General features: G+C 41.2%; 21 protein-coding genes. 4 read left to right on the top strand and 17 right to left on the bottom strand.

Annotated features, from left to right (window positions below; translation table 11 throughout):
- Positions 1 to 76: 76 nt before the first annotated feature.
- The 8 genes from M5U24_RS12440 to thrS all read right to left on the bottom strand — a co-directional run bounded on the left by M5U24_RS12440 (position 77) and on the right by thrS (position 7,243).
- On the bottom strand, positions 77 to 325 hold the full coding sequence (locus M5U24_RS12440) for a DUF2442 domain-containing protein (protein ID WP_164994978.1): 249 nt from the start codon (positions 323 to 325) through the stop codon (positions 77 to 79).
- A gap of 409 nt (positions 326 to 734) precedes the next feature.
- A complete protein-coding gene (gene pheT, locus M5U24_RS12435) occupies positions 735 to 2,744 on the bottom strand; it encodes a phenylalanine--tRNA ligase subunit beta (RefSeq protein ID WP_099326575.1) in 2,010 nt (669 codons plus the stop codon).
- Positions 2,745 to 2,790: 46 nt separating this feature from the next.
- Positions 2,791 to 3,441 carry a phenylalanine--tRNA ligase subunit alpha gene (pheS, locus tag M5U24_RS12430; RefSeq protein ID WP_298202619.1) on the bottom strand — a complete coding sequence of 217 codons (651 nt, stop codon included), beginning with the start codon at positions 3,439 to 3,441 and terminating at the stop codon, positions 2,791 to 2,793.
- The gene (locus M5U24_RS12425) at positions 3,378 to 3,806 is read right to left on the bottom strand and encodes a hypothetical protein (protein ID WP_298202617.1); all 429 of its coding nucleotides are present in this window, start codon (positions 3,804 to 3,806) and stop codon (positions 3,378 to 3,380) included. Before M5U24_RS12425 ends, pheS begins: the two co-directional genes overlap by 64 nt.
- A gap of 162 nt (positions 3,807 to 3,968) precedes the next feature.
- Positions 3,969 to 4,331, bottom strand: coding sequence for a 50S ribosomal protein L20 (gene rplT, locus M5U24_RS12420; protein ID WP_099326574.1), 363 nt, complete (start codon positions 4,329 to 4,331; stop codon positions 3,969 to 3,971).
- Positions 4,332 to 4,369: 38 nt separating this feature from the next.
- Positions 4,370 to 4,567, bottom strand: coding sequence for a 50S ribosomal protein L35 (gene rpmI, locus M5U24_RS12415; protein ID WP_099326573.1), 198 nt, complete (start codon positions 4,565 to 4,567; stop codon positions 4,370 to 4,372).
- 231 nt (positions 4,568 to 4,798) lie between these two features.
- Positions 4,799 to 5,278: a translation initiation factor IF-3 gene (infC, locus tag M5U24_RS12410; RefSeq protein ID WP_099326572.1), complete on the bottom strand. Its 480-nt coding sequence runs from the start codon at positions 5,276 to 5,278 to the stop codon at positions 4,799 to 4,801.
- 42 nt (positions 5,279 to 5,320) lie between these two features.
- Complete coding sequence (gene thrS / locus M5U24_RS12405; RefSeq protein WP_099326571.1) at positions 5,321 to 7,243, bottom strand: threonine--tRNA ligase; 1,923 nt, start codon at positions 7,241 to 7,243, stop codon at positions 5,321 to 5,323.
- A 500-nt stretch (positions 7,244 to 7,743) separates the two neighbouring features.
- Here thrS and mtnP point away from each other — a divergent pair, with 500 nt between their 5' ends.
- The gene (mtnP, locus tag M5U24_RS12400; protein ID WP_099326570.1) at positions 7,744 to 8,607 is read left to right on the top strand and encodes an S-methyl-5'-thioadenosine phosphorylase; all 864 of its coding nucleotides are present in this window, start codon (positions 7,744 to 7,746) and stop codon (positions 8,605 to 8,607) included.
- A 51-nt stretch (positions 8,608 to 8,658) separates the two neighbouring features.
- On the opposite strand, the gene pgeF is transcribed toward mtnP, so the two are convergent.
- The 3 genes from pgeF to M5U24_RS12385 all read right to left on the bottom strand — a co-directional run bounded on the left by pgeF (position 8,659) and on the right by M5U24_RS12385 (position 10,229).
- Positions 8,659 to 9,477, bottom strand: coding sequence for a peptidoglycan editing factor PgeF (gene pgeF / locus M5U24_RS12395; RefSeq protein WP_099326569.1), 819 nt, complete (start codon positions 9,475 to 9,477; stop codon positions 8,659 to 8,661).
- A gap of 193 nt (positions 9,478 to 9,670) precedes the next feature.
- Positions 9,671 to 9,895, bottom strand: coding sequence for a hypothetical protein (locus tag M5U24_RS12390; protein WP_099326568.1), 225 nt, complete (start codon positions 9,893 to 9,895; stop codon positions 9,671 to 9,673).
- A complete protein-coding gene (locus tag M5U24_RS12385) occupies positions 9,864 to 10,229 on the bottom strand; it encodes a hypothetical protein (RefSeq protein WP_157820719.1) in 366 nt (121 codons plus the stop codon). The genes M5U24_RS12390 and M5U24_RS12385 overlap by 32 nt, the downstream gene beginning before the upstream one ends.
- Before the next feature lie 627 nt (positions 10,230 to 10,856).
- Here M5U24_RS12385 and M5U24_RS12380 point away from each other — a divergent pair.
- The 3 genes from M5U24_RS12380 to M5U24_RS12370 all read left to right on the top strand — a co-directional run bounded on the left by M5U24_RS12380 (position 10,857) and on the right by M5U24_RS12370 (position 12,921).
- Positions 10,857 to 11,927, top strand: coding sequence for a radical SAM protein (locus M5U24_RS12380; RefSeq protein ID WP_298202611.1), 1,071 nt, complete (start codon positions 10,857 to 10,859; stop codon positions 11,925 to 11,927).
- Between the two features lie 111 nt (positions 11,928 to 12,038).
- The gene (locus M5U24_RS12375; RefSeq protein WP_298202609.1) at positions 12,039 to 12,248 is read left to right on the top strand and encodes a hypothetical protein; all 210 of its coding nucleotides are present in this window, start codon (positions 12,039 to 12,041) and stop codon (positions 12,246 to 12,248) included.
- A complete protein-coding gene (locus M5U24_RS12370; protein WP_099326565.1) occupies positions 12,232 to 12,921 on the top strand; it encodes a DUF6873 family GME fold protein in 690 nt (229 codons plus the stop codon). Before M5U24_RS12375 ends, M5U24_RS12370 begins: the two co-directional genes overlap by 17 nt.
- A gap of 224 nt (positions 12,922 to 13,145) precedes the next feature.
- Here the strand turns inward: M5U24_RS12370 and M5U24_RS12365 are convergent, their stop codons facing one another.
- From M5U24_RS12365 to M5U24_RS12340, 6 genes are all read right to left on the bottom strand, one after another.
- Complete coding sequence (locus tag M5U24_RS12365; protein ID WP_099326564.1) at positions 13,146 to 13,499, bottom strand: DUF2149 domain-containing protein; 354 nt, start codon at positions 13,497 to 13,499, stop codon at positions 13,146 to 13,148.
- 61 nt (positions 13,500 to 13,560) lie between these two features.
- Positions 13,561 to 14,223 (bottom strand): MotA/TolQ/ExbB proton channel family protein, encoded by a 663-nt coding sequence (locus M5U24_RS12360; RefSeq protein ID WP_099326563.1) that lies wholly within the window; start codon positions 14,221 to 14,223, stop codon positions 13,561 to 13,563.
- A gap of 198 nt (positions 14,224 to 14,421) precedes the next feature.
- Positions 14,422 to 14,691 carry a hypothetical protein gene (locus M5U24_RS12355; RefSeq protein ID WP_298202605.1) on the bottom strand — a complete coding sequence of 90 codons (270 nt, stop codon included), beginning with the start codon at positions 14,689 to 14,691 and terminating at the stop codon, positions 14,422 to 14,424.
- Positions 14,663 to 17,566: a cobaltochelatase subunit CobN gene (locus tag M5U24_RS12350; RefSeq protein WP_298202644.1), complete on the bottom strand. Its 2,904-nt coding sequence runs from the start codon at positions 17,564 to 17,566 to the stop codon at positions 14,663 to 14,665. The genes M5U24_RS12355 and M5U24_RS12350 overlap by 29 nt, the downstream gene beginning before the upstream one ends.
- Complete coding sequence (locus M5U24_RS12345) at positions 17,526 to 21,011, bottom strand: cobaltochelatase subunit CobN (RefSeq protein WP_298202603.1); 3,486 nt, start codon at positions 21,009 to 21,011, stop codon at positions 17,526 to 17,528. The genes M5U24_RS12350 and M5U24_RS12345 overlap by 41 nt, the downstream gene beginning before the upstream one ends.
- Positions 21,008 to 21,394 (bottom strand): DUF4430 domain-containing protein, encoded by a 387-nt coding sequence (locus M5U24_RS12340; protein WP_099326561.1) that lies wholly within the window; start codon positions 21,392 to 21,394, stop codon positions 21,008 to 21,010. Before M5U24_RS12340 ends, M5U24_RS12345 begins: the two co-directional genes overlap by 4 nt.
- Positions 21,395 to 21,443 lie beyond the last annotated feature (49 nt).

Raw genomic sequence — 21,443 nt, 5'->3', positions numbered from 1 at the left:
ACGTATTCCCATATTTTCAGCAGTTTAACGCCTGAGCTCAACCGCGCCGCTTTTTGGCGCCGGCTGGTGTAGCGCCTTATTGGGCGTTTTCGGTTGACAATGTTTTCCATCGCGCCTGTATCGTATCGGCAGAAAGGTCCGCTCCGCAGTCCCATTCGACAAAGTACCCACTGTTGTGAACTCGTTCGAATTCAACTCTGTCGTTTAGTGGCGCGAAGGCCTCTGATTCCAAGTAAGGTTTTACGTCAAACAAACCTGCTCTTCCATCTTCTGCTTTGACGTACAGCGTGTAATTGTCATTGGGAACAATTTCTACAATATTCATTGGTCAAGTCCTCGAATTGGAAACGGTTTTTTACCATTTACTGCCAATTGCCAGTCAGCAAGTAAATCATCCTGATGTATTTCAATCCATGCGACGACTAACTTGTGCTTCTATGGCGGAAGCTCACCAGCCAAGACCGTTCCATCATGAATCGAATAGACCGCTACTTGTCCCTGATATTCGGCATGAATATGCGGCACGTTGTGCTTATCCATATCATAGAAAACACCCGGATAAGAATGCCATAGAACATCGAGATTGTAGGCATGACGACGGTCTATCCTATTACGCTTAGCAAGTTATTATACAGTTTCTACCTTTTAGCAAAGCGAAACTTAAAAGTCAACACAAAGTATAAGCTACTGTGCTTGACTTTTTATCAATTTAGCAGTTCTTCCCTGCGTACATTTTACTGTGTGCGCAATTCAGCCCCTAATTTTTTATACAAAGCGTCAAGTATTACAGCCGACGCATCATCAACCTCTTCGCTCTTTAGAGTTCTTTCGTAAGATTGGAAACAGAGATTAAATGCAATGCTTTTTTTTCCTTCGGGAATTTGTTTTCCCCTGTATATATCAAAATAATTTACTTCTTTTACGATGGAAATATTTGCGCCATTAATACAATCTTCTATGGACGCCCACGTTTTTTCTTCATCAACAACTATCGCAAAATCCCTCTTAACCATTGGATAAGGAGAAGGTTCGCAATATTTTTTATCAAAATGAGCTTTTTCAACTAAGGCATCTACGTCCAGCTCTATCAGAGTACACAACGTTTTGAAGCCCAATTCCTTACTTGCCTCGCCAATATAGCCAAGGGTTTTGCCGTCCATTAAAATTTTCGCTGCCTTTTCATTATTAAATAACCTCGTTTTCTCATGGAACGCTACCCACTCACATTTTTCATGTATTTTAAGATTTTTTAAAAGTGATTGAACAATCCCTTTTCCCTCAAAAAACCCTGCGGAATCTAATAGTGACAAACCGACCTTTTCGTGTGGTAATTTTTCTCCTTTAAGATAAATTTTTGCTATTTCAAAGAGTTTTACCTTCTCGCACGCATGATTTGCATTATGTATCTTGACTTTTGCCAGGCTGGGCAATAACGAGGTACGTAAGATACTTTCCTCCTGTCGCAAAGGATTTGCTATTTCAACAACATCTTCACCCGACCAGAGATTCACTCCCTTCAAAAAAGCATGATTAACGATACTAAAGGTCTTCGTCTCATAAAATCCTAATCCTGTTAAATTATTGCGAATAAGATTTTCTACAATCTCGTATTTACTCTTTTTACTGCCGCGAATGCCTATTGATGTTTTGGCTGGAATATTATTATAGTCATAAATCCTGCTCACTTCTTCTATAAGATCAATTTCACGTGACACATCACCACGAAAACCTGGAATTTCAACATCAATAAAGGTATCAGCACAATTAAGAATTTTAAACTGCAAACTCCTTAGAATATCCAGTATTACATCTCTGTTTATATCCACTCCCAAAATCTTTTTTACTCTTTCTATACGAAGCACTACCTTTTTCGCTTCAATTCGATTTGCACTAACGTCTATAATACCTTTGCACATTTCACCGCCTGCATGCTCAATGATTAGTTTTGCTGCCCTTTTTGACGCAAAATCTAAGCCCAATGGGTCAACACCTCTTTCAAAACGACAGGAAGAATCAGAAACAATTCCCAACGATTTGGAAGTACGCCGCACCTGTCTCGGCTCAAATCGGGCGCATTCAATAAGAATATTTCTTGTAACATCTGTTACCTCCGTTTCCTTTCCCCCAATTACGCCGGCTATTGCGATCGGCCTCTTTTCATCAGCAATAATAAGCATGTCATGAAAGAGTACACGTCTGGCGCCATTGATTGCAACGATCTCTTCCCCGCTCTCCGCCTTCCTTACTTGTATTTGTCCGCCTGACACCTTATCCAAATCAAATGCGTGAAGGGGCTGTCCCGACTCCATCATTACATAGTTTGTTATATCCACAATATTATTAACAGGACGAAGCCCAATGCATTTCAGTCTTTTCTGCAACCACTCCGGAGACGGTTTCACCATTATATTACGTATCACACGAGCTGTATACTGTGAACACAGCAACGGCTCTTTAACATCTACTTTAACATTTTGAGAGATATCACCATCACCTTCACGGGAAATATCCGTGCATGGCAGTTGCAGGCTTCCTTTTGTAATAGCTGCCACTTCTCTTGCAATGCCGATAATTCCCATGCAATCAGAACGATTAGCAGTAACTTCCAGGTCAATGCAGTAGTCATCCCCAAAAGGTTCAATGCCTGCCGCCACCAATCCGGCGCTGGTCAATTTATCTGCGAGCATTTTGGGAGACAAATCAAAGCAAACGTACTCTTTTAACCAACTATAGCTAATCTTCATAACACTCTTTTCTCATTTTAATCTTATAAAAAGGTATAAATCCTATTCAAAATTGAGAAAGAAAACGTATATCATTTTCATAAAATAAACGAATATCATTTATGCCATACTTTAACATGGCGACTCTTTCCACTCCCAATCCAAACGCAAAACCCGTATATTTTTCTGCATCATAATGAACGGCCTCAAACACATTAGGGTCAACCATTCCTGCCCCTAAGATTTCCACCCATCCGCTATATGAGCATACGCTGCATCCTTTGCCATTGCATAGAGAACAGGAAATATCCACCTCGGCGCTAGGTTCCGTAAAAGGAAAGAATGAAGGGCGGAGCCTCATTTGAACATTCTGCCCAAAATAAGATTTTATAAATTGATTCAGCGTGCCTTTCAGGTCGGCAAAGCTTACGTTTTCATCCACCAACAAGCCTTCCACCTGGTGAAACATAAAGGAATGACGCGCATCTACCGTGTCCGGTCGGTAAACGACGCCAGGCGCAATGATACGAACCGGCGGTTTTTGCTTCTCCATAATGCGAATTTGAACGGTGGATGTTTGACTCCGCAACAATACATCTTCCTTTATATAGAACGTATCAAAATCCGTTCTGGAAGGATGGTCGGAAGGAATGTTCAGTGCATCAAAGTTATAATACTCCAACTCAACTTCAGGTCCGTAAGCGACCTCAAACCCCAATCTGGCAAAAACGTCCTTGATATCATCGATAGTTTGGGTGATAGGGTGTTTTTGCCTGCATCCGCTGGCTTTCCCGGCAATGTAACATCAAAAAACTCTTTCTTGTTTGCAGGTTTTTTATCCAAAGACAAGCTGTTTATTAAATCGGTAAGCGTCCTGCACATTTCATCTTTTAGAGCATTAACCTGTTTTCCATAAGAGGCACGTTTATCCACAGGTAGTTTTGGTATGACTTTCATTAATTCACTGACTATTCCGGTCCTGCCAATATATTTCACACTAAGCTGCTCTGCCTCTTGCCGTGTTTTTATCTTGCCAACTTCATTATGAAACATTTTTTGGGCATCTTGTATTTTTTCCGGCATAATGAATAATTTCCTAATGTTTATAAAAAACACAGGCACGCCCATTCATTGTATTTTGCAAGGAATAAGCGTGCCTTATTTATACTAATTTCTGTTGTATTATGGAAGAAATGTTTCCTGGAGTTATAATGGGAGGTTTTAAACCGTGAATGTATGGTGAAATTATAGAGACGCCCCTACTTTTCCTTTTACCATCTCCACTAAATTAGCAAAGGCAGGTTTATCATTAACCGCCATCTCCGCCAACATCTTCCTGTTTATATCCAATTTAGCAACCGTTAGCCCACGGATAAAACGGCTGTATGAAATCCCATGCTCACGGACAGCCGCATTAATTCTTGTAATCCAAAGACTCCGAAACTCCCGCTTCCTTACTTTTCTATCCCTGAAAGAGTATGCCATCGCGCGAATATACGTCTCGATGGCTTTTTTATATAAATTACCTCTGCCGCCCCAGTATCCCTTTGTCTTTTTTAACAGCCTCTTTCTGGATCTTTTTTTTGCACTTCCATTTGTAGCTCTCATATTACTTCTCTTTCAAAAAAAACAATAAAACGCGTAATTTATTCTTCTAACATTGCTCTCTTTATATTCTTGCTAAAACCCGGAGATACTTCAATCTTCTTTCTAAGCCGTTGTTTTCTTCTTCCCGATTTTCCAGACATTAAGTGACTCTTCCCGGCTTTTGACCTCATTACTTTACCATTTGCGGTAATTTTCACTCTTTTTTTAAGGCCTTTGTGTGGTTTTAATTTTGGCATGTGTGCTTTCCTCTATCAAATACTAAAAATCCCATTCTTCTCTATTAAAGTTTTTTTAACACTTTAGTTTTTTGAAAAATCACAAAAAAATACAGTTGTAGCTACGGACAAGATGTTTCCTCGTATAAAATATGCATCTGCCTGCGCGTAGCAACCTGTCAATGTTAAGCCAAATATGCAAATCGGGAGCTCCCTATTTGTGAACCCTCGCAGTATATACCATTTTTTATTTTACTTTGGAGATAAAATAATCCCCATCCTTCTGTCATCAGAAATGCGGTCTTTCTCTACCTTGGCAATATCTTCCAGTTCTACGGCAAATTGATTTAAAACACTATCACCCATATCGGAATGAGCCCGTTCACGCCCTTTAAAAAGCATCATTACAAGCACCCGATCTTTATTTTCTAAAAATTTACGTGCCTGCCGGATTTTTGTCTGTATATCGTGTCCACCTGTTTTGGGCCTGATTCTTAATTCCTTCAACTGAACCACTCGCTGTTTTTGCGTTTTCTTCTTCTTTTGCTTATATTTAAACTTGCCGTAATTCATGAGCCGGCAAACAGGAGGGTCTGCTTCAGGAGCAACCTCTACCAAGTCCATCTCCACACTTTTTGCCCGTCCAAGCGCTTCATCTATGCTGACTATCCCAACTTGCTCACTATTTTCGTCAATCAGCCTCACTTTTTGAACACGGATGCGCTCGTTAATCCTTAATATCTGTGAAATATATGTTCTCCTCCATAATTAAGATTACTTTTTCCCCCGTACCTCCTCCTCAACTTTGCTAATAAAGTCCCGAACAGGAAGCGCCCCTTCATCCCCATTCTTCCTGCTACGAACAGCTACTAATCCTTCTTCCATTTCTTTATTGCCAACAATCAATAAGTAAGGAATTTTTTGTAACGTGCCTTCTCTGATTTTATAACCAATTTTGTTGTTGCCAATATCGCATTCTACCCTAAAATTCTTTAAAAGCAACTCAGTTTGCAATTTCTTCGCATAATCTATTTGTGCGTCTGTTATCGATAATATTCTCATTTGTATAGGCGCAATCCACAGAGGAAAATCTCCTGCAAAATGTTCAATTAAGCATCCAATAAATCGTTCCATCGCACCCATGACCGTACGATGGATCATCACAACCCTGTGATGATAACCATCGGAACCCACATAATTGACGTCAAATCTTTCCGGAAGATTAAAGTCTACCTGTATCGTAGGGCCTTGCCATCCTCTTCCGATAGCATCCTTTACCTTTATGTCGATTGCAGGACCATAAAATTTCGCCTCTCCTTCCATACGCGTGTAATGTAACCCTGTTTTCTCAAGCGCAATTTTTAACGCATCTTCTGCATGATCCCACACATCATCCCTGCCGATATACTTTTCTTTTTCACCTTTTCCGCGAACACTCAATTCGATCTCATACTCATTAAACCCAAAACTCGACAGCATAAATTGCGCCAGCTTAATTACCTCTAAAATTTCCTGTTCTAACTGATCAGGGGTACAAAATATGTGCGCATCATCCTGGGTAAAACCCCGCACACGTAATAAACCATGCAATACACCGGATCTTTCATACCGGTATACCGTCCCCAATTCACCCCATCGTAACGGTAAATCGCGATAACTGTGCAGCTTTGTTTTATATATAAGCACTGCAAAAGGGCAATTCATTGGTTTCAATATGTATTCGTGTCCATCAACATCGATAGGTGAATACATGCTCTCCCGGTAAAAATCCCAATGGCCGCTCGTCTTCCACAGATTGATCTTTGCTATGTGCGGACTGTAAAGTATTTCGTACCCTCTCCTGAAATGTTCTTGTCTCCAAAAATCCTCAATGATGCTTCTCATTCTAGCGCCCTTAGGGTGCCAGAACGCAAGCCCAGCTCCGCCGTCTTCATGAAAGCTGAAAAGATCCAAATCTTTGCCAATTTTCCGGTGGTCACGCTTTTCAGCCTCCTCCAGCATCTTTAAGTATTTTTTAAGATCCTCATTGGTAAAGAACGCTGTGCCATAAATACGCTGTAACATAGAATTCGTTTCTTTCCCACGCCAATAAGCGCCTGCAACACTGAGGAGTTTAAAAGATTTCACCCTGCCCGTCTTTTGAATATGAGGTCCACGACATAGGTCAATAAATTCATTTTGGCGGTAGAAAGAAACGGTATCGTCTTCAATGTCTCTTATGAGTTCCACTTTATACGGTTGTCCGCTTTTTTCCATTTCTTTTACTGCTAACTCCCGGGGCATATCTGTTCTCTCAAAACGAATATCTTCCTTTATGATTTTTAACATTTCATCTTCGATCTTTTTCAGATCTTCTGTGGTAAAATGGTTAGGACAGTCAAAGTCATAATAAAATCCGTTTTCGATAGTAGGACCTATCCCAAGCTTTACCCCAGGAAAAAGTCTGCAAACCGCCTGCGCCATAATATGCGCTGTACTGTGGCGTATTATTTCCAGTCCCTCCTGTGTTTCTTCCGTAATAACAGAAAGAGAAATATCATCTTTTATAGGATAATTAAGGTCTACCAGAACTCCGTCCGCCCTCGCAGCCAATGCGATCCCTCCCATCTTGCTGTTTATGTTACTTGCGACCTCACCAATAGTTATATTATCTTCGAAATCCTTTTTAGTTCCGTCAGGTAATGTTACTTTAACCATATTTTCTATTTTATTTTGAAAGCAAAGAATTAACTTAATACATTACTAATAAAAATGTTACGATTATAAAAAAATTAAATAATAGGTATGCTATTAATATTTAATCCTCCAAGGGTTATTTTTCAAAAAATAACGTATCATAAAGATGTAGTTACCCAATTTTACCGCTTGCCAGTGCAATGAGGCGCAAAAACTTTTATAGTTTAATTGATTTCATATTTGGTTTTCAAGTGTTTTCTACTGTTTTATTTAACGCAAATGAATCATGCCGCGCTATTCTTACGCATCGATAGTATTTTAGTAATTTGTCCCCTAAAAATAACTCAATAATGTAATGATAGCCTTCAAAGAAAAGAGGATCTTTATTTATGTCAGATTTATGCCAAAAATATTCGACGCAGAATAATTATTCCTAAATTTTATGTATTGACACCGGCAACATAATTTTAGCATAATCTCACTTTTACTTTACACAGATAATGTACAAGGAGAAATATTAAATGCAGGAACAAACGATTGGAATAATTGGTGGGAGTGGACTTTACGATATCGAAGGCATCACCGACGTAGAATCTTTGTCTATCGATACTCCATTCGGCAAACCCTCCGATAATTTTACTTTAGGAATTTTAGAAGGAAAAAGGGTCGCTTTTTTACCACGACATGGAAAGGGACATACTATATTGCCTTCTGAACTCAATTTTAGGGCGAATATCTATGGAATGAAAAGGCTGGGCGTTGGGCATATTATTGCCGTAAGCGCTGTAGGAAGTATGAAAGAAGAAATAAAGCCTTTAGATATCGTCATCCCTGACCAGTTTTTTGACAGAACCCGTGGTAGAATAAATACTTTCTTTGGCAATGGCATTGTAGGCCATGTAAGCTTCGCCGATCCTGTTTGCAATAACCTTGCCACACTATTACATGAATCAGCAAAATCCGTGAACGCCCGTGTACATAAAGGTGGCACGTATTTATGCATGGAAGGACCCCTTTTTTCTACACGCGCAGAATCACATGTGTATCGCCAATGGGGTGTAAGCGTTATAGGCATGACTAATCTCCAAGAGGCGAAATTAGCCAGAGAAGCTGAAATATGTTACAGTACACTTGCAATGGCTACAGATTATGATTGCTGGCATGAGGAAGAAGATCACGTTACATTAGAAATGGTTATCTCAAATCTTAACAAAAATGCGGAAATGGCAAAAAAAATACTCAAAATAGCTATTCCCAAAATTAAGCAAAGTAGGACATGTATTTGCGCTACTGCGGCAAAGGATGCTATTATTACCAATAAGGACATTGTTCCAGAAGAGACGAAAAAGAAATTAGAGGTTGTTTTTGGTAAATATTTAAGGTAGTGCAATACCGCATATCTTGCTATGGCGTGGGTGAGAAAAAGGCCCGGAGTGTTATTTACTCCTGAGCATGATCCCCACACCAAATCTTCCTGTTCTCCCATTTTCTTTTCGATATGAATAAAAAAGGGCATTATTACAGGAAGTACACCTTTCAGCTATTTCTATATTTTTCTCCGGAATACCCATTTTTATAAGCTGTAATTTGTTCGTTGTCCATAAATCAAAATGCCCTTTGCCATCATGTTTTTCATGTAAAACTATATCACTTTTCTCTTTTAAATCGTTATTACTCTTAACGATTGTCGCTATATCTACCTTGTAGCAACACGGCCCTATTGAAGGGCCAATACCTACAAGGATATCATCCCCCGAACTCCCAAATTTATCTTTCATCAACATCACTGTTTTTTGCGATATCCGATGAACAGTTCCCTTCCACCCCGCATGTACAGACCCAATTATTTTTTTCTTCACATCAAAAAAAAGAACAGGCACACAATCTGCTACGAGCACCATAAGGCAAATATTTTGAACAGAAGTTACCATTGCATCCGTCGCAGCTACTGCCGTTTTATAATCATTAGCCCCACAACCACGGCGGTTCTCCAATATAATCTCGATATTATCCGTATGTATCTGTTGTGATGTGGTAAAATTTTCCAGCGGAATGCCCATTGAATTTGCCAGCCGTTTTCTATTTTCTACAACAGTATTTGAATCATCGCCTACGTGAAACCCTAGGTTTAGATAATTATAAGGATTATGACTATAACCATCCATCCTGGTAGTTATAAAATGGCTAATTTCGCTATATTCCAATAAATTCTGAAAAAAACACGTGGTTATTAAGTCTGTTTTTTTTTCAATCATAAAAAACCAGTTTGAAAATAGTTTGGGGAAAATAATTGTTTCGCCCGTGTTTCCTCTTTTGGCAAAAACAATACAATGTGTACAAAATGATTCAGTTTATTTACTTATTATAAACTATAATAACCAATATTAATTACCGTGAAAGCCTTGTAGGTATTGGCGTTTAAGGCGATTCGAGTTTCCATTCATCATCCTAGAAAAGCGCTGTACACGGCAAATCCGGGCATTCCCTTCCAAACATGGTAACAAACAATACCCGCCATGCCACTATCATATAAAGAGCAATACACGGCTTGATACGCTCCGCTGTCTCCAATTGGCGCTCTTCTATCTTGCAACCGCTCTTTAATACTTTAAAATATATCTCTATCTGCCATTCGTAGATATCACCTTCCCGATCTGAAATGCTTACGAGCATTGTGCCGGGTGAGTTGTTCGCTTAACTCACAGACTCTACGGCAACCTTCCAGCCAACGATAACTTTCCTTTTCCCCGATAGGCTTTTGTTTTCGCTTGTCATTTTTATCGCGGTCTTCAAAGTCGCGCACCCACAGTTCTGCGTCTAACACGCCCAGACAAAGACGCTCTGGCGTAACAGCAAGAGTCACGTGGTTGAAAAAAACCAATCCGTCAGGCTTTGAATGTCCGTCTCCAATACGCTTAGCAGCGGAAGCTTTGCTTTTTGCCGCACCAGTCCTTGGCCATTCCCATTGCGCGTCAGCGGCGGTGGTAATTCTATCAAGCCTAAACAATGCAACCGTAATAGCCCTACCCGACAACTCATTAATTGCGGCTGCCCCCTAACGCATTGCCCCAATTTAACCGACTACAAACACGTCTGGCTATTTCCATCCTCGATAAACTATACCCGCCTTGAACTTCCTCCATGATTGCCTGAAGGGCGTCGTGGATAAACGGCCTTCCGCATAATCACTCTGGTATTCCTTTATTCATCCGTCATCTCCTTGTAATACAGTTTGTATTTACTCAAAAGAGATGATTATAATTATTCAGTGTTTCTGTGCCCAGCTAAATTTCTTAATGTATCTTCTCCCTCGCCACAATGACTCTAGGGAAACGAAAAAGATGTGTATAAACATAAGTACAACACCCTCCCCGGTGTATAAAAAAACAGCGTCAGGCGTCTTTAGTGGTTTTTTTGCCTGTAAGCGCAAACATTCCTTCATCCACAATTTTGTCAACCCTTAACAGAAGGGGATTGAGGGGTGGGTTTATTCATTGCTTAACTTAAAATATTGAAATCGCTAAACATTTAATGTCGTAGCAAGGCACGCCTCGCCACTACATGTGGCGGCTATCATATCCGCTAACAAATAAATATGTTACAACAACACTTGCCCGCAAACATACATTAAAAAATGAAAATTCCTATACTATTAAATAATGGTATGGTAAACATTATGATACACTTTTGCGAGGTTATCGTGAAAAAATATTCTAATATACCTATATTCATCCCGGAGCTTGCCTGCCCACACCAATGTGTCTTCTGCAATCAGGCGAAAATAAGCGGAACGTATTCCATCCCGCAGCCAAAAGAGATTCGGCATATTGTCGCGCAATACCTTGAAACAATACCCGAAAACAGAATCATAAACATCGCCTTTTTTGGCGGAAGTTTTACGGGGATACCTGTTGATCTTCAGGAACAGTATTTGAAAGAGGCCTACGGGTTTGTAAAAAACGGGAAGGTATCGGGCATCAGATTGTCAACCAGACCCGACTATATCAATGAAACCATCCTTGAATTGCTGAAGAAATACGGCGTAACTACCATTGAGCTGGGTGCGCAGTCAACCAGCCAGAAGGTCTTAAATCAATCAGGACGCGGGCATACCCGCGAAGATATTCAAAATGCCTCCCGGATGATCCGCACATATGGTTTCGAACTTGGTCTTCAGATGATGATAGGCCTGCCGGAAGACAGTTACAAACGGTCCATTCAAACCGCCAACGATATCGTTTCATTCGGCGCCAGTAATACGAGAATTTATCCTGCAATTATTGTGAAAGGAACCGCCCTGGAAAAGCGGTATCGGGAGGGGAAGTATATTCCGTTATCACTTGAACAGGCGGTAGAGTGGACAAAGGGTCTTGTGCGTATATTTGAAAGGAACAACGTATCCGTCATACGGATGGGACTGCATCCGTCCGATGAACTCGTTGCCGGAAAATCCCTGATAGACGGGCCGTTTCACCCTGCTTTTAAGGAAATGGTTATGACAAAGATATGGGAAGAGATCATTCATGCTAAATTGAAGGAAAATACTTCGGGTAACATCAGAATATCTGTTTCCTATAAACAGATGCATTATGCCATAGGGTACAAGCAGGCAAACAAGACACGATTACAATCAAGGGGGTATGCTGTTCAGTTTACAGGTAACCATACTTTTTCTCGGTATCAAATAGATGTTTGCGATAATTGATTCCAGATCGTCGAAAGGTAATCCCACGTTAAAGAGATATGTTGAAGACTCTTTGCGTTTCAAACAAACGGACTGAGTAGATTCCTTTTTCACCCTGCTTTTGGAATGGTTATGACAAAGATATGGGAAGAGATCATTCATGCCAAATTGAAAGAAAATACATCAAGTAACATCAGGATATCTGTTTCCGATAAGCAGATACATTATGCCATAGGGTACAAGCAGGCCAACAAGGCGCAATTACAATCAAGGGGGTATACTGTTCAGTTCACAGGTAACCATACTTTTTCTCGGTATCAAATAGATGTTTGCGATAATTGATTCCAGATCGTCGAAAAGGGTGATCTCCACGTTAAAGGGATACGTTGAAGGCGTCTTTGCGTTTCAAACGAACGGACTGACGTACGATTCCATTTCGGGGCATCCGGATATTTTCCTTTACCAGGATAACGACCACCTTGTGGTTGCTCCAAATGCACCAGTTGGGTTATTCGAATTTTTAGAGCGCCATAGTATTGCCTATCTAAAAGGAAAAATGGATGTAGGAAATGATCCCGGCAACAGCGTCCAATATAACTGCCTTGGTACGCCTGATTTCTTATTTCACAAACATGGATATACTGACCCGATAATTTTAGAAATAAACAGAGAGAAAGAGTTTATTCAATTGCCTCAGGCCTATACACGATGCAGCCTTGTCCATTTGTACGGAAACAACTATGTCACCTCTGACAGGGGAATAGAAAAGGTATTGTTGGGAAAGGGATTTTCCTGTTTTTATTTTAACCCCGAAGAAATACGCATACGGAATCATAAAAACGGCTTTATCGGAGGCGCAGCAGGAGTGTTGGGGAAAAGCATATTTTTTAATGGAAATATCGGGCTGCACGCGGACGGGCAGCTATTAAAAGAACACTTATTGAATCTTGGTCTTGAGATTGTCTGCCTTTCCGATGAATATTTATATGATAGTGGTTGTATATTCTTTGTTTGAGTTGGGAGAAAATACAAGATTTATCGCTGAGGCGGTAGAGGGTGCAAAGAAAAGATATAAGCTAACTATTCAGTGTAAACATTACACGACTCCCGACGGGTTCAGGTTTGTAAACCTGAACCCATGAGTTTATGCGGATAATGGGACCATGTACTGCGGTAAAATTCCAATGCCCAAATCACAAAATCCGTAACAGTTTAGATTTTTGAAAAGTAAAGTGCTACCTATTCAGACCCCTCTGGCACATAGATTACTTTTCCATCTTTTAACCGATATGCTATCCCGAGCCGGGCACCTTCTCCTTGTAATTGCTTACCGGTAACTTTTTCAATTTTTACCTGTTTACCCTTTTTTGTAACAATCTCTACCTGGCCATTGTCGTTTTTCCTGACCATCGTGATTTCTGTTTTGGGCTGGAGGAAATCAAGCAGGCTGTAAGCGCTGATTAAGGCGCCGATAAGGCCTACAATAAATACTAATCCCACATCAAACAGACTTGCCACGCCTGACATGGGGTCTTCCTGATGGAGGTCTGCTTCCTTTCCTATAACCATACGTCTTTTTTTCAGATATTTCATTTCTATAACAGCTCACCGAGGCGGGACAAAAAAAGGGGGAAACCTTCGCTATTCCTTCTGTTTATCCTCCAAAACCACCAGTGGTTGGCTCCTCCTTATTTTTCATAATACCTTCAGTAAAATACTCAATGTTTTTTATATCCTCATGAATCCACCTGTTTTTCATCATCGAAAGAAAATAGGCAGTAATCCCAATCGCTAATCCCACTACGGTTGTGGTAAAGGCAATAATGATATTGCTTGATAACATTTCAAGGTCGCCCTTTGACAAAGCGGACAGGGCAGGACCCATAGGAATTATGGTTCCCATTAATCCAAGGGTGGGGCCTATACGGACCATGAGCCGTAGTTTATCTAAACTCCTGGCCATTTTTTGTTCCTTGCTTTGCAGCAGATATTCAATACGAATTCCCCTGGCATCCTTATCCCCCTTTAACTCATCGATAAATTCCCCTAGAAATTCCCTGAAGTAAGCAGGCATTTCTCTTTTTAAAAAAGGGGATATCTCCGGTTTTTTTTGAGATAATGATTCGATGAGTGATTCAATTAATTCTTTCATTTCCCGTTTAAGGGTATGTTTCTTTCTCTTCCGGTATTCCGAAAAAAATTCTCCTGTGGTTATGATCATCCATACAAAAAGAACGATCAATAGAATCATGACGGGATAGAGCATCGCTGATGAAATCACAGAAAGAATACTTTGCAATAGATTAATTAGTTTCATATTTTCTCCTGAAATACATCCCAGGTCGATTCAGATCCTGGCGGGTTCAGGTTTCCAACCTGAACCCATAATTTAATATTGATAGTAGCGCCATATACAATCGATGGTTAAATCTACAATATAAAACGTTGGGTTCAAGTTACAAACTTGAACCCGCAGATAGATAGGTCGATAGGGTTCATATTTTTAATCCTTTTGTTAAAATCTTTTCCTTGTCCATCCATAAACGAAAAAACCGATGCCTCCCAATACAACTGCAATACCAACCCAAAGCCTGTTTGATTGATTAAGGATTATTTTGTCTTCGTTCGTTTTTACCTCTGCCATCTCCAGCCCTTTAACTATTTCGGTATTTTCAAAAGCATCGTTTTCCAATTTCCATTCATCGGTTTTTTCAATATTTTCTTTCTCCTGTGTTTGTCCGGTATCCTTTTTCTGTTCAATACTTCCGGGGACAGGGTTTGGCATAGACGCCTGACAAAATCTTGCCCATCTCTGCCTTTCTTTCGTTTAGTGACTTACCGGTAGCTGCCTTTAAGACTTCTGCATACTGAATCATGGCATCTGGATTTGCAAGACCAGGGGTATTCAAAATATCCGTTGCATATTGCTGGAAGGCTGAATTATTGCATGTGTGCTCACAGCAGGCTACACCGTGTTCTATTACTGTTTTTACATATTCCTTCGCCAGGGTTTGTTTGACTTTTTCCGTCGGCTGCCAGTATCCCTTTCGTATCGTCTCCAGCATTCTGGCTGTTAAAGCCTGATAAGCGTATGGGTTTTTCTTGTTGAAAAATTCCTTTAAATCCATTCCGTATTTGTCTTCGACATAGACCTCGAACGTCTCTTCCCAACGGGCAGCGTCTATTGTCTCTGGGACGGTAACCTGCCAGCCCCACATGTTTTCAATAAATTCAGCCATCTTGTTTGCCCCTTCAAAACCCTCCTTCTTCATTCCTTCAACCCATTCCGGATTCCAATAGCGTGAGCGCAGCTCCATACCCATCATCCTGTCGATGGACGTTATTTCAGGTTTAGCCGGATTCATCATATTAGCGACAACCAGACCGGGCGACTTTCCATCCAGTTCCCTGACTGCTGCGGCTAATCCGCCCGCATACATAAAAAAATCGTCGTTATCAAGGGTTCCGTAAAGATTGGTAGAGCGGCTGTGCACAACCATCCTTGTTCCGCTTAACACCATTTTGTAGACATCTTCCATCGGTTCTCCCCACAAACCGTTCCCATACCCATAGCTCATCCGTTTCAGATATTCCTGTCCTAAAACGGAGCTATCTTCCCATGTTCCGCTTGCACTTGCGATTCGTGATACATTCAAATCATACCTTCCGGGAGCCTCATCAAATATTCGAATTGCTGCATATTGTTCCGCCTTTTTTTGTGGCCAACCCTTTCGGATCAGTTTATCGGTTACTTCCTTGATATGTTGTTGAACATAGTTATCCTTTTCGTCAAGCCTTTTTACCATTTGAACGGCCTGATCAATGTATTGTGTCAACTGTCCAAACATCTCCTCTGCAGCAGAAGAAACGACTATATCAATTCTCGGACGCCCCAGCCTTTCTTTGGGAATGATTTTAATGCCTGTCACCTTCCCCCATTCATTCCAGATAGGTTCAACCCCTAACAGGTAAAGGATCTGAGATTCCAGCACACCTTCATGGCGTATCGTTTCCGTGCCCCAGATAACGAATGAAAGTTTTTCGGGATATTTTCCGTCATTTTTTGCCAGATAATTATCGAGGAGTTCCTGTGTCAGCTTGACGCCCACCTGCCATGCCTCTTTTTTCGGGATTTTATCCGGATTAAAGGCATAAAAATTTTTCCCAGTTGGCAAAGAATCTGGATTTCTTACGGGGTCATTTCCCGTTCCCGTTGGTATATATTGTCCATTCATGGCCTTGATTATACTTGACAATTCCCGCCTTGCCCCTTCCTGAATATTTTTGTCCAATTCATCGGCAGGAATATCTTTGACTACCTCCTTTATCGCCTGAATAGTAGAGAAACGAAGCGACTTATCAGGTACATGGCCAAATGTATGTAGTCCGTAAGGCATATTAAGCTGCTTCAATTCCTGAAGATACTCTCCTATTTTATGAATGACTTCATGATCAAACTTATGCTGGACATCACTATGGGTATCAATATTCAGGCACTCACCAATTTCTATGTCTTTCTCGATTCCCAGCTCTTTAATCTTTTTTATGATATTTTCCATGTATTGCCTTGCAAGTGCAGCATCCTGTCCAAGCGCCCGGTCATGATCGCCGATCAGTTCTTCAAGCCCGGCATATTCATGGTAAAGTCCTCCTTTTTTTAGCGGAGGTATCATATGATCTATCACAACCGCTGATCCCCGCCGTTTTGCTATAAGCCCTTCACCGACATCATCTACGATATAAGGATATATTACCGGCAAATCCTGAATCAATACCTCCGGCGGGTCGTCACCGGAGAGGCCGTTGCTTTTCCCAGGCAGCCATTCATGTGTGCCATGCGTGCCGAAATGGATGACTGCGTCAGCGCCAAAACCATGTTTCAGCCATAAATAGGCGCCCAGATACTGATGGTGTGGAGACAGATCTTTGCTATGATACATGGCTTCCTTATCTTGCAGCCAGCCTCTTACCGGCTGCGGGAGGATGACAACGTTTCCACGTTGTATTGCAGGAATAACCATATATTTTTTCTCTTGCTTCGGGTCAGTCCACATCATCACATTGGATTCTTCAACCGTTCCCCAATCCTTATTGACGTCTTTCATAAAATTCACAGATAAATTCCTCTCCCACTTTTGGTACTCCGCCAGAGGCAGCAATACACATTTCCCGTTTTCTACCATCTCTTCAAGTTCGCCTGGCGCCCAATTCCCGACATTTCTCCCGTATTTAAGAGAATTTGAGAGGAGTATTTCGGGATCAATTGCTTCAGTACCGACGTCGTATCCACACTCCTCCATCTTTTTCAACACATTCGCAATGCTGGCAAATACGTTAAGATAACTTGCACCGATATGTTGCTTCCCCGGCGGATAGTTCCAGTAAAATATCGCCACCTTTTTATCGGAGTTGTTTTTTCTTTGTAAACGGATCCATGCCTTTATGCGATTAACCGCCCGGTCAATACGCTCCGGTATGGGCTTTCGTTGTTCGATAAAAAACCCTGTTGCATCATCCTTTTCACGGATACGATATGATACGACTGTAGGCTGAATAAGACCGGCAATTTCAGGAATACCCAACTGCCAGCTTACCTCCAAAGAACTCAAACCTTCAGGGTCATTCTCCCACGTTTTTCCGTCTTTTCCATAAACGGTAATCAGGTTGATTACCGGTACTCCGCATTTCTACCTCGAACGTCTCTTCCCAACGGGCAGCGTCTATTGTCTCTGGGACGGTGACCTGCCAGCCCCACATGTTTTCAATAAATTCAGCCATCTTGTTTGCCCCTTCAAAACCGTCCTTCTTCATTCCTTCAATCCATTCCGGATTCCAATAGCGTGAGCGTAACTCCATACCCATCATCCTGTCGATCGGGGTCATTTCCGGTTTGGCCGGATTCATCATATTGGTAACGACCAATTCAGGTGACTTTCCATCCAGTTCCCTGATTGCAGCGGTAAGTCCTCCTGCGTACATGAAAAAGTCATCATTATCAACAGTTCCGTACAGATTGGTAGAACGGCTGTGAACAACCATCCTTGTTCCGCTTAACACCATTTTGTAGACATCTTCCATCGGTTCTCCCCATAAACCGTTCCCATACCCACAACTCATCCGTTTCAGATATTCATCCGCTACTACAGAATCATCTTCCCAACTTCCACTTGCGCTCACGATTCTTGAAACATTCAAATCATAACGACCAGGGGCTTCATCAAAGATTCTAATAGCCGCGTATTGTTCGGCCTTCTTTTGAGGCAAGCCTTGTTTAATTAATTTTTTAGTTAATTCCCCGATATGTTGCCGAACCCAATTATCTTCCTCATCAAGCATCTTTACCATTTGAACGGCCTGGTCGATGTATTGGGTCAACTGTCCAAACATCTCTTCTGCGGCAGAAGAAACGACTATATCAATTCTCGGACGGCCCAGCCTTTCTTTAGGAATGATTTTAATGCCTGTCACCTTCCCCCATTCATTCCAGATAGGCTCAACTCCTAACAAATAGAGTATCTGAGATTCCAGTACTCCTTCATGGCGTATCGTTTCCGTACCCCAGATAACAAATGAAAGTTTTTCGGGGTATTTCCCGTCATTTTTTGCCCTATAATTATCGAGTAGCTCCTGAGTCAGTTTAACGCCCACCTGCCACGCCTCTTTTTTTGGAATTTTATCCGGATTAAAGGCATAAAAGTTTTTCCCTGTTGGTAGAGAACCCGGATTCCTTACGGGGTCATTTCCCGTTCCTGTTGGTATATATTGCCCATTCATGGACTTGATCATACTGGACAATTCCCGCCTTGCCCCTTCCTGAATATTTTTGTCCAGTTCAGCGGCAGGAATGTCTTTGACAACTTCTTTTATCGCCTGAATGGTAGACGAACGAAGCGATTCATCAGGCGCATTGCCGAATGTATGCAATCCGTAAGGCATATTAAGCTGCTTCAGTTCCTGAAGATACTCCCCTATTTTATGAATGACTTCATGATCAAACTTATGCTGGACATCGCTATGGGTATCAATATTCAGGCACTCACCAATTTCTATGTCTTTCTCGATTCCCAGCTCTTTAATCTTTTTTATGATATTTTCCATGTATTGCCTTGCAAGTGCGGCATCCTGTTCAAGAGCCAGGTCGTGGTCGCCGATCAGTTCTTCAAGCTCTGCATATTCATGATAGAGTCCGCCTTTTTTTAAAGGTGGAATCATATGGTCTATGACGACGGCTGATCCCCGTCGTTTAGCCACAAGCCCTTCACCAACATCGTCTACAATGTAAGGATAAATGACCGGCAAATCCTGAATCAACACCTCCGGCGGGTCATCACCTGAAAGTCCGTTGCTTTTCCCAGGCAGCCATTCATGTGTGCCGTGTGTGCCGAAATGAATTACCGCATCTGCGCCAAAGCCATACTTCAGCCATAAATATGCCCCTAAATACTGATGGTGAGGCGACAGATCTTTGCTATGATACATGGTTTCTTTATCTTGCAGCCAGCCTCTTACCGGCTGCGGGAGGATAACAACGTTTCCACGTTGTATTGCAGGAATAACCATATATTTTTTCTCTTGCTTCGGGTCAGTCCACATCATCACATTGGATTCTTCAACTGTTCCCCAATCCTTATTGACGTCTTTTATAAAATCCGCAGGTAAATTCCTCGCCCATCTTTGATACTCCTCCAGTGGCAGCAATACACATTTCCCGTTTTTTACCATCTCATCAAGTTCGCCTGTCGCCCAATTTCCCACGTTTCTCCCGAATCTCAGAGAATTTTCAAGGAGTATTTCTTTATCAATTGTTTCATTGCCTACATCATATCCATTTTCCTTCATCATCTTTAAGACATTTTCAATACTGGCAAAGACGTTAAGATAACTGGCGCCGATATGCTGTTTTCCCGGCGGATAGTTCCAGTAGAATATCGCCACCTTTTTATCGGAGTTATTTTTTCTTTGTAAATTGATCCATGCTTTTATACGGTCGACAGCCCGATTAATACGCTCAGGTATGGATTTTCGTTGCTCGATAAAAAATCCCGTTTCATCGTCTTTTTCACGAATACGATATGAAACGACCGTAGGTTGGATAAGACCGGCAATTTCTGGGATGGCTAACTGCCAGCTTACTTCCAGGGAACTTAAACCTTCCGGATCGTTCTCCCACGTTTTTCCGTCTTTTCCATAAACGGTAATCAGGTTGATTACCGGTACTCCGCATTTCTCTAGCGAATCCGTCGCCTTAAAATCTGAAAAACGAAATAAAAAAGAAAGTATACCGGAAACCCTTGAATTCCCTCTGTCATCGACTAATAGTTTTTCAGCGACAGCCCCCTCAGGGTAACCGAACGCTACAAATGCATTAAATCCTTTTTCTTCAAGTTTGCGAATTATGTCATCTTCTACTCCATTTTGGTTTTGTTCGCAAAAGGAGGAGTACGTCAGAACTGCGATCCATGGCGCATTTTCCTTAAAATAGCCAGACTTCATATACCAACTTTCGTATTCCTCAAACGCTTCAAAATACATCTCCTGCGAAATGTGGCGGTGGTAGTAACCTTTTTTCAGCCGTTTCATGGGTGACGCCGGTTTAATTTCAGAAATATTGACATATTTTGCCAGGGAGAATAGTACCATATTCTGAAAATTCTCAATCCCTCCGCAATCAAAATACGAACGAAACTCTTCATCATAAGTAAACCCCAGTTCAATGTACTCCTTATCTAATCCTGCCGATTTGTTAATTGGCAATATACGCGCTCCATTGGAAATAGCATTCCGTATTACCTCACCATCAAAACCCGATTGTGTTGAAGTTGAAATCCGTATACCCATGATGTCAATAACAATGACGTCGGAATCCTCTATCTCATGAGGATCAAAGTCAGCATCCAAATCAGTCTTACTAATGAGTTCAAAATTTACCCGGCTTTTCAAAGATGGATATTTTGTCCAGATGCCTTTTATCACTTTAACGACCGTAGGCGTAAGGTAGTTTCCTACAAGAAAAGTGTATTTTACCGGTTTGGTTTCTTCCGCGAGAGAAAAAGGAAGATAGAGAACAAACACGGTAAATACGATTATCATCACACATTTTTTCATTGTTCACTCCTTCGCGGAGAACAAACATCTTTAGTATATTCCCATCTCATACGATCTCCTTCATTGAGAATACGTTTATAGGCAAGAGATGTTGCGCGTTTACCATTAATGTCGTAATACCACGCCATATCCCCCCTTTGCCCTTCAACACCGTCAATAGAATTAACAAAAATGAATTCGCCAGATTGTTTTGTTTCAATCTTTGCAACAGATTGAAGCGCTTCTAATACAGTAATGCCCTGTTTCCATTTTGTTTCTACTTTACGGCTTTGCTGTAACCCTCCATAATCAATTTCTACCGTTATGCTCTGGTTAGCGCCAAGCGTTGCGGGTAAAAGCACAAAAACAACAAACATTCCTAACATTCTACTTAAGTGTTTCATAGTTGCTGCTCCTCCTTATCTTAATATCCATTAAACAAACGGTTCTTTT

Origin of the sequence: Candidatus Kuenenia sp., from assembly GCF_027493735.1 — a bacterium.
Classification (GTDB): Bacteria; Planctomycetota; Brocadiia; order Brocadiales; family Brocadiaceae; genus Kuenenia; species Kuenenia stuttgartiensis_A.
Note: the sequence above shows the minus strand (reverse complement) of the source record. Positions and strands in the feature narration are given on the sequence as shown.

Bases quoted from the DNA above. Each gene is read 5' to 3' on its own strand.
- M5U24_RS12440 (WP_164994978.1), bottom strand. From the start codon at position 325: ATGAATATTGTAGAAATTGTTCCCAATGACAATTACACGCTGTACGTC.
- pheT (WP_099326575.1), bottom strand. From the start codon at position 2,744: ATGAAGATTAGCTATAGTTGGTTAAAAGAGTACGTTTGCTTTGATTTG.
- M5U24_RS12425 (WP_298202617.1), bottom strand. From the start codon at position 3,806: ATGCCGGAAAAAATACAAGATGCCCAAAAAATGTTTCATAATGAAGTT.
- rplT (WP_099326574.1), bottom strand. From the start codon at position 4,331: ATGAGAGCTACAAATGGAAGTGCAAAAAAAAGATCCAGAAAGAGGCTG.
- rpmI (WP_099326573.1), bottom strand. From the start codon at position 4,567: ATGCCAAAATTAAAACCACACAAAGGCCTTAAAAAAAGAGTGAAAATT.
- thrS (WP_099326571.1), bottom strand. From the start codon at position 7,243: ATGGTTAAAGTAACATTACCTGACGGAACTAAAAAGGATTTCGAAGAT.
- mtnP (WP_099326570.1), top strand. From the start codon at position 7,744: ATGCAGGAACAAACGATTGGAATAATTGGTGGGAGTGGACTTTACGAT.
- pgeF (WP_099326569.1), bottom strand. From the start codon at position 9,477: ATGATTGAAAAAAAAACAGACTTAATAACCACGTGTTTTTTTCAGAAT.
- M5U24_RS12390 (WP_099326568.1), bottom strand. From the start codon at position 9,895: ATGCTCGTAAGCATTTCAGATCGGGAAGGTGATATCTACGAATGGCAG.
- M5U24_RS12380 (WP_298202611.1), top strand. From the start codon at position 10,857: ATGAAAATTCCTATACTATTAAATAATGGTATGGTAAACATTATGATA.
- M5U24_RS12375 (WP_298202609.1), top strand. From the start codon at position 12,039: ATGACAAAGATATGGGAAGAGATCATTCATGCCAAATTGAAAGAAAAT.
- M5U24_RS12370 (WP_099326565.1), top strand. From the start codon at position 12,232: ATGTTTGCGATAATTGATTCCAGATCGTCGAAAAGGGTGATCTCCACG.
- M5U24_RS12365 (WP_099326564.1), bottom strand. From the start codon at position 13,499: ATGAAATATCTGAAAAAAAGACGTATGGTTATAGGAAAGGAAGCAGAC.
- M5U24_RS12360 (WP_099326563.1), bottom strand. From the start codon at position 14,223: ATGAAACTAATTAATCTATTGCAAAGTATTCTTTCTGTGATTTCATCA.
- M5U24_RS12355 (WP_298202605.1), bottom strand. From the start codon at position 14,691: ATGCCAAACCCTGTCCCCGGAAGTATTGAACAGAAAAAGGATACCGGA.
- M5U24_RS12345 (WP_298202603.1), bottom strand. From the start codon at position 21,011: ATGAAAAAATGTGTGATGATAATCGTATTTACCGTGTTTGTTCTCTAT.
- M5U24_RS12340 (WP_099326561.1), bottom strand. From the start codon at position 21,394: ATGAAACACTTAAGTAGAATGTTAGGAATGTTTGTTGTTTTTGTGCTT.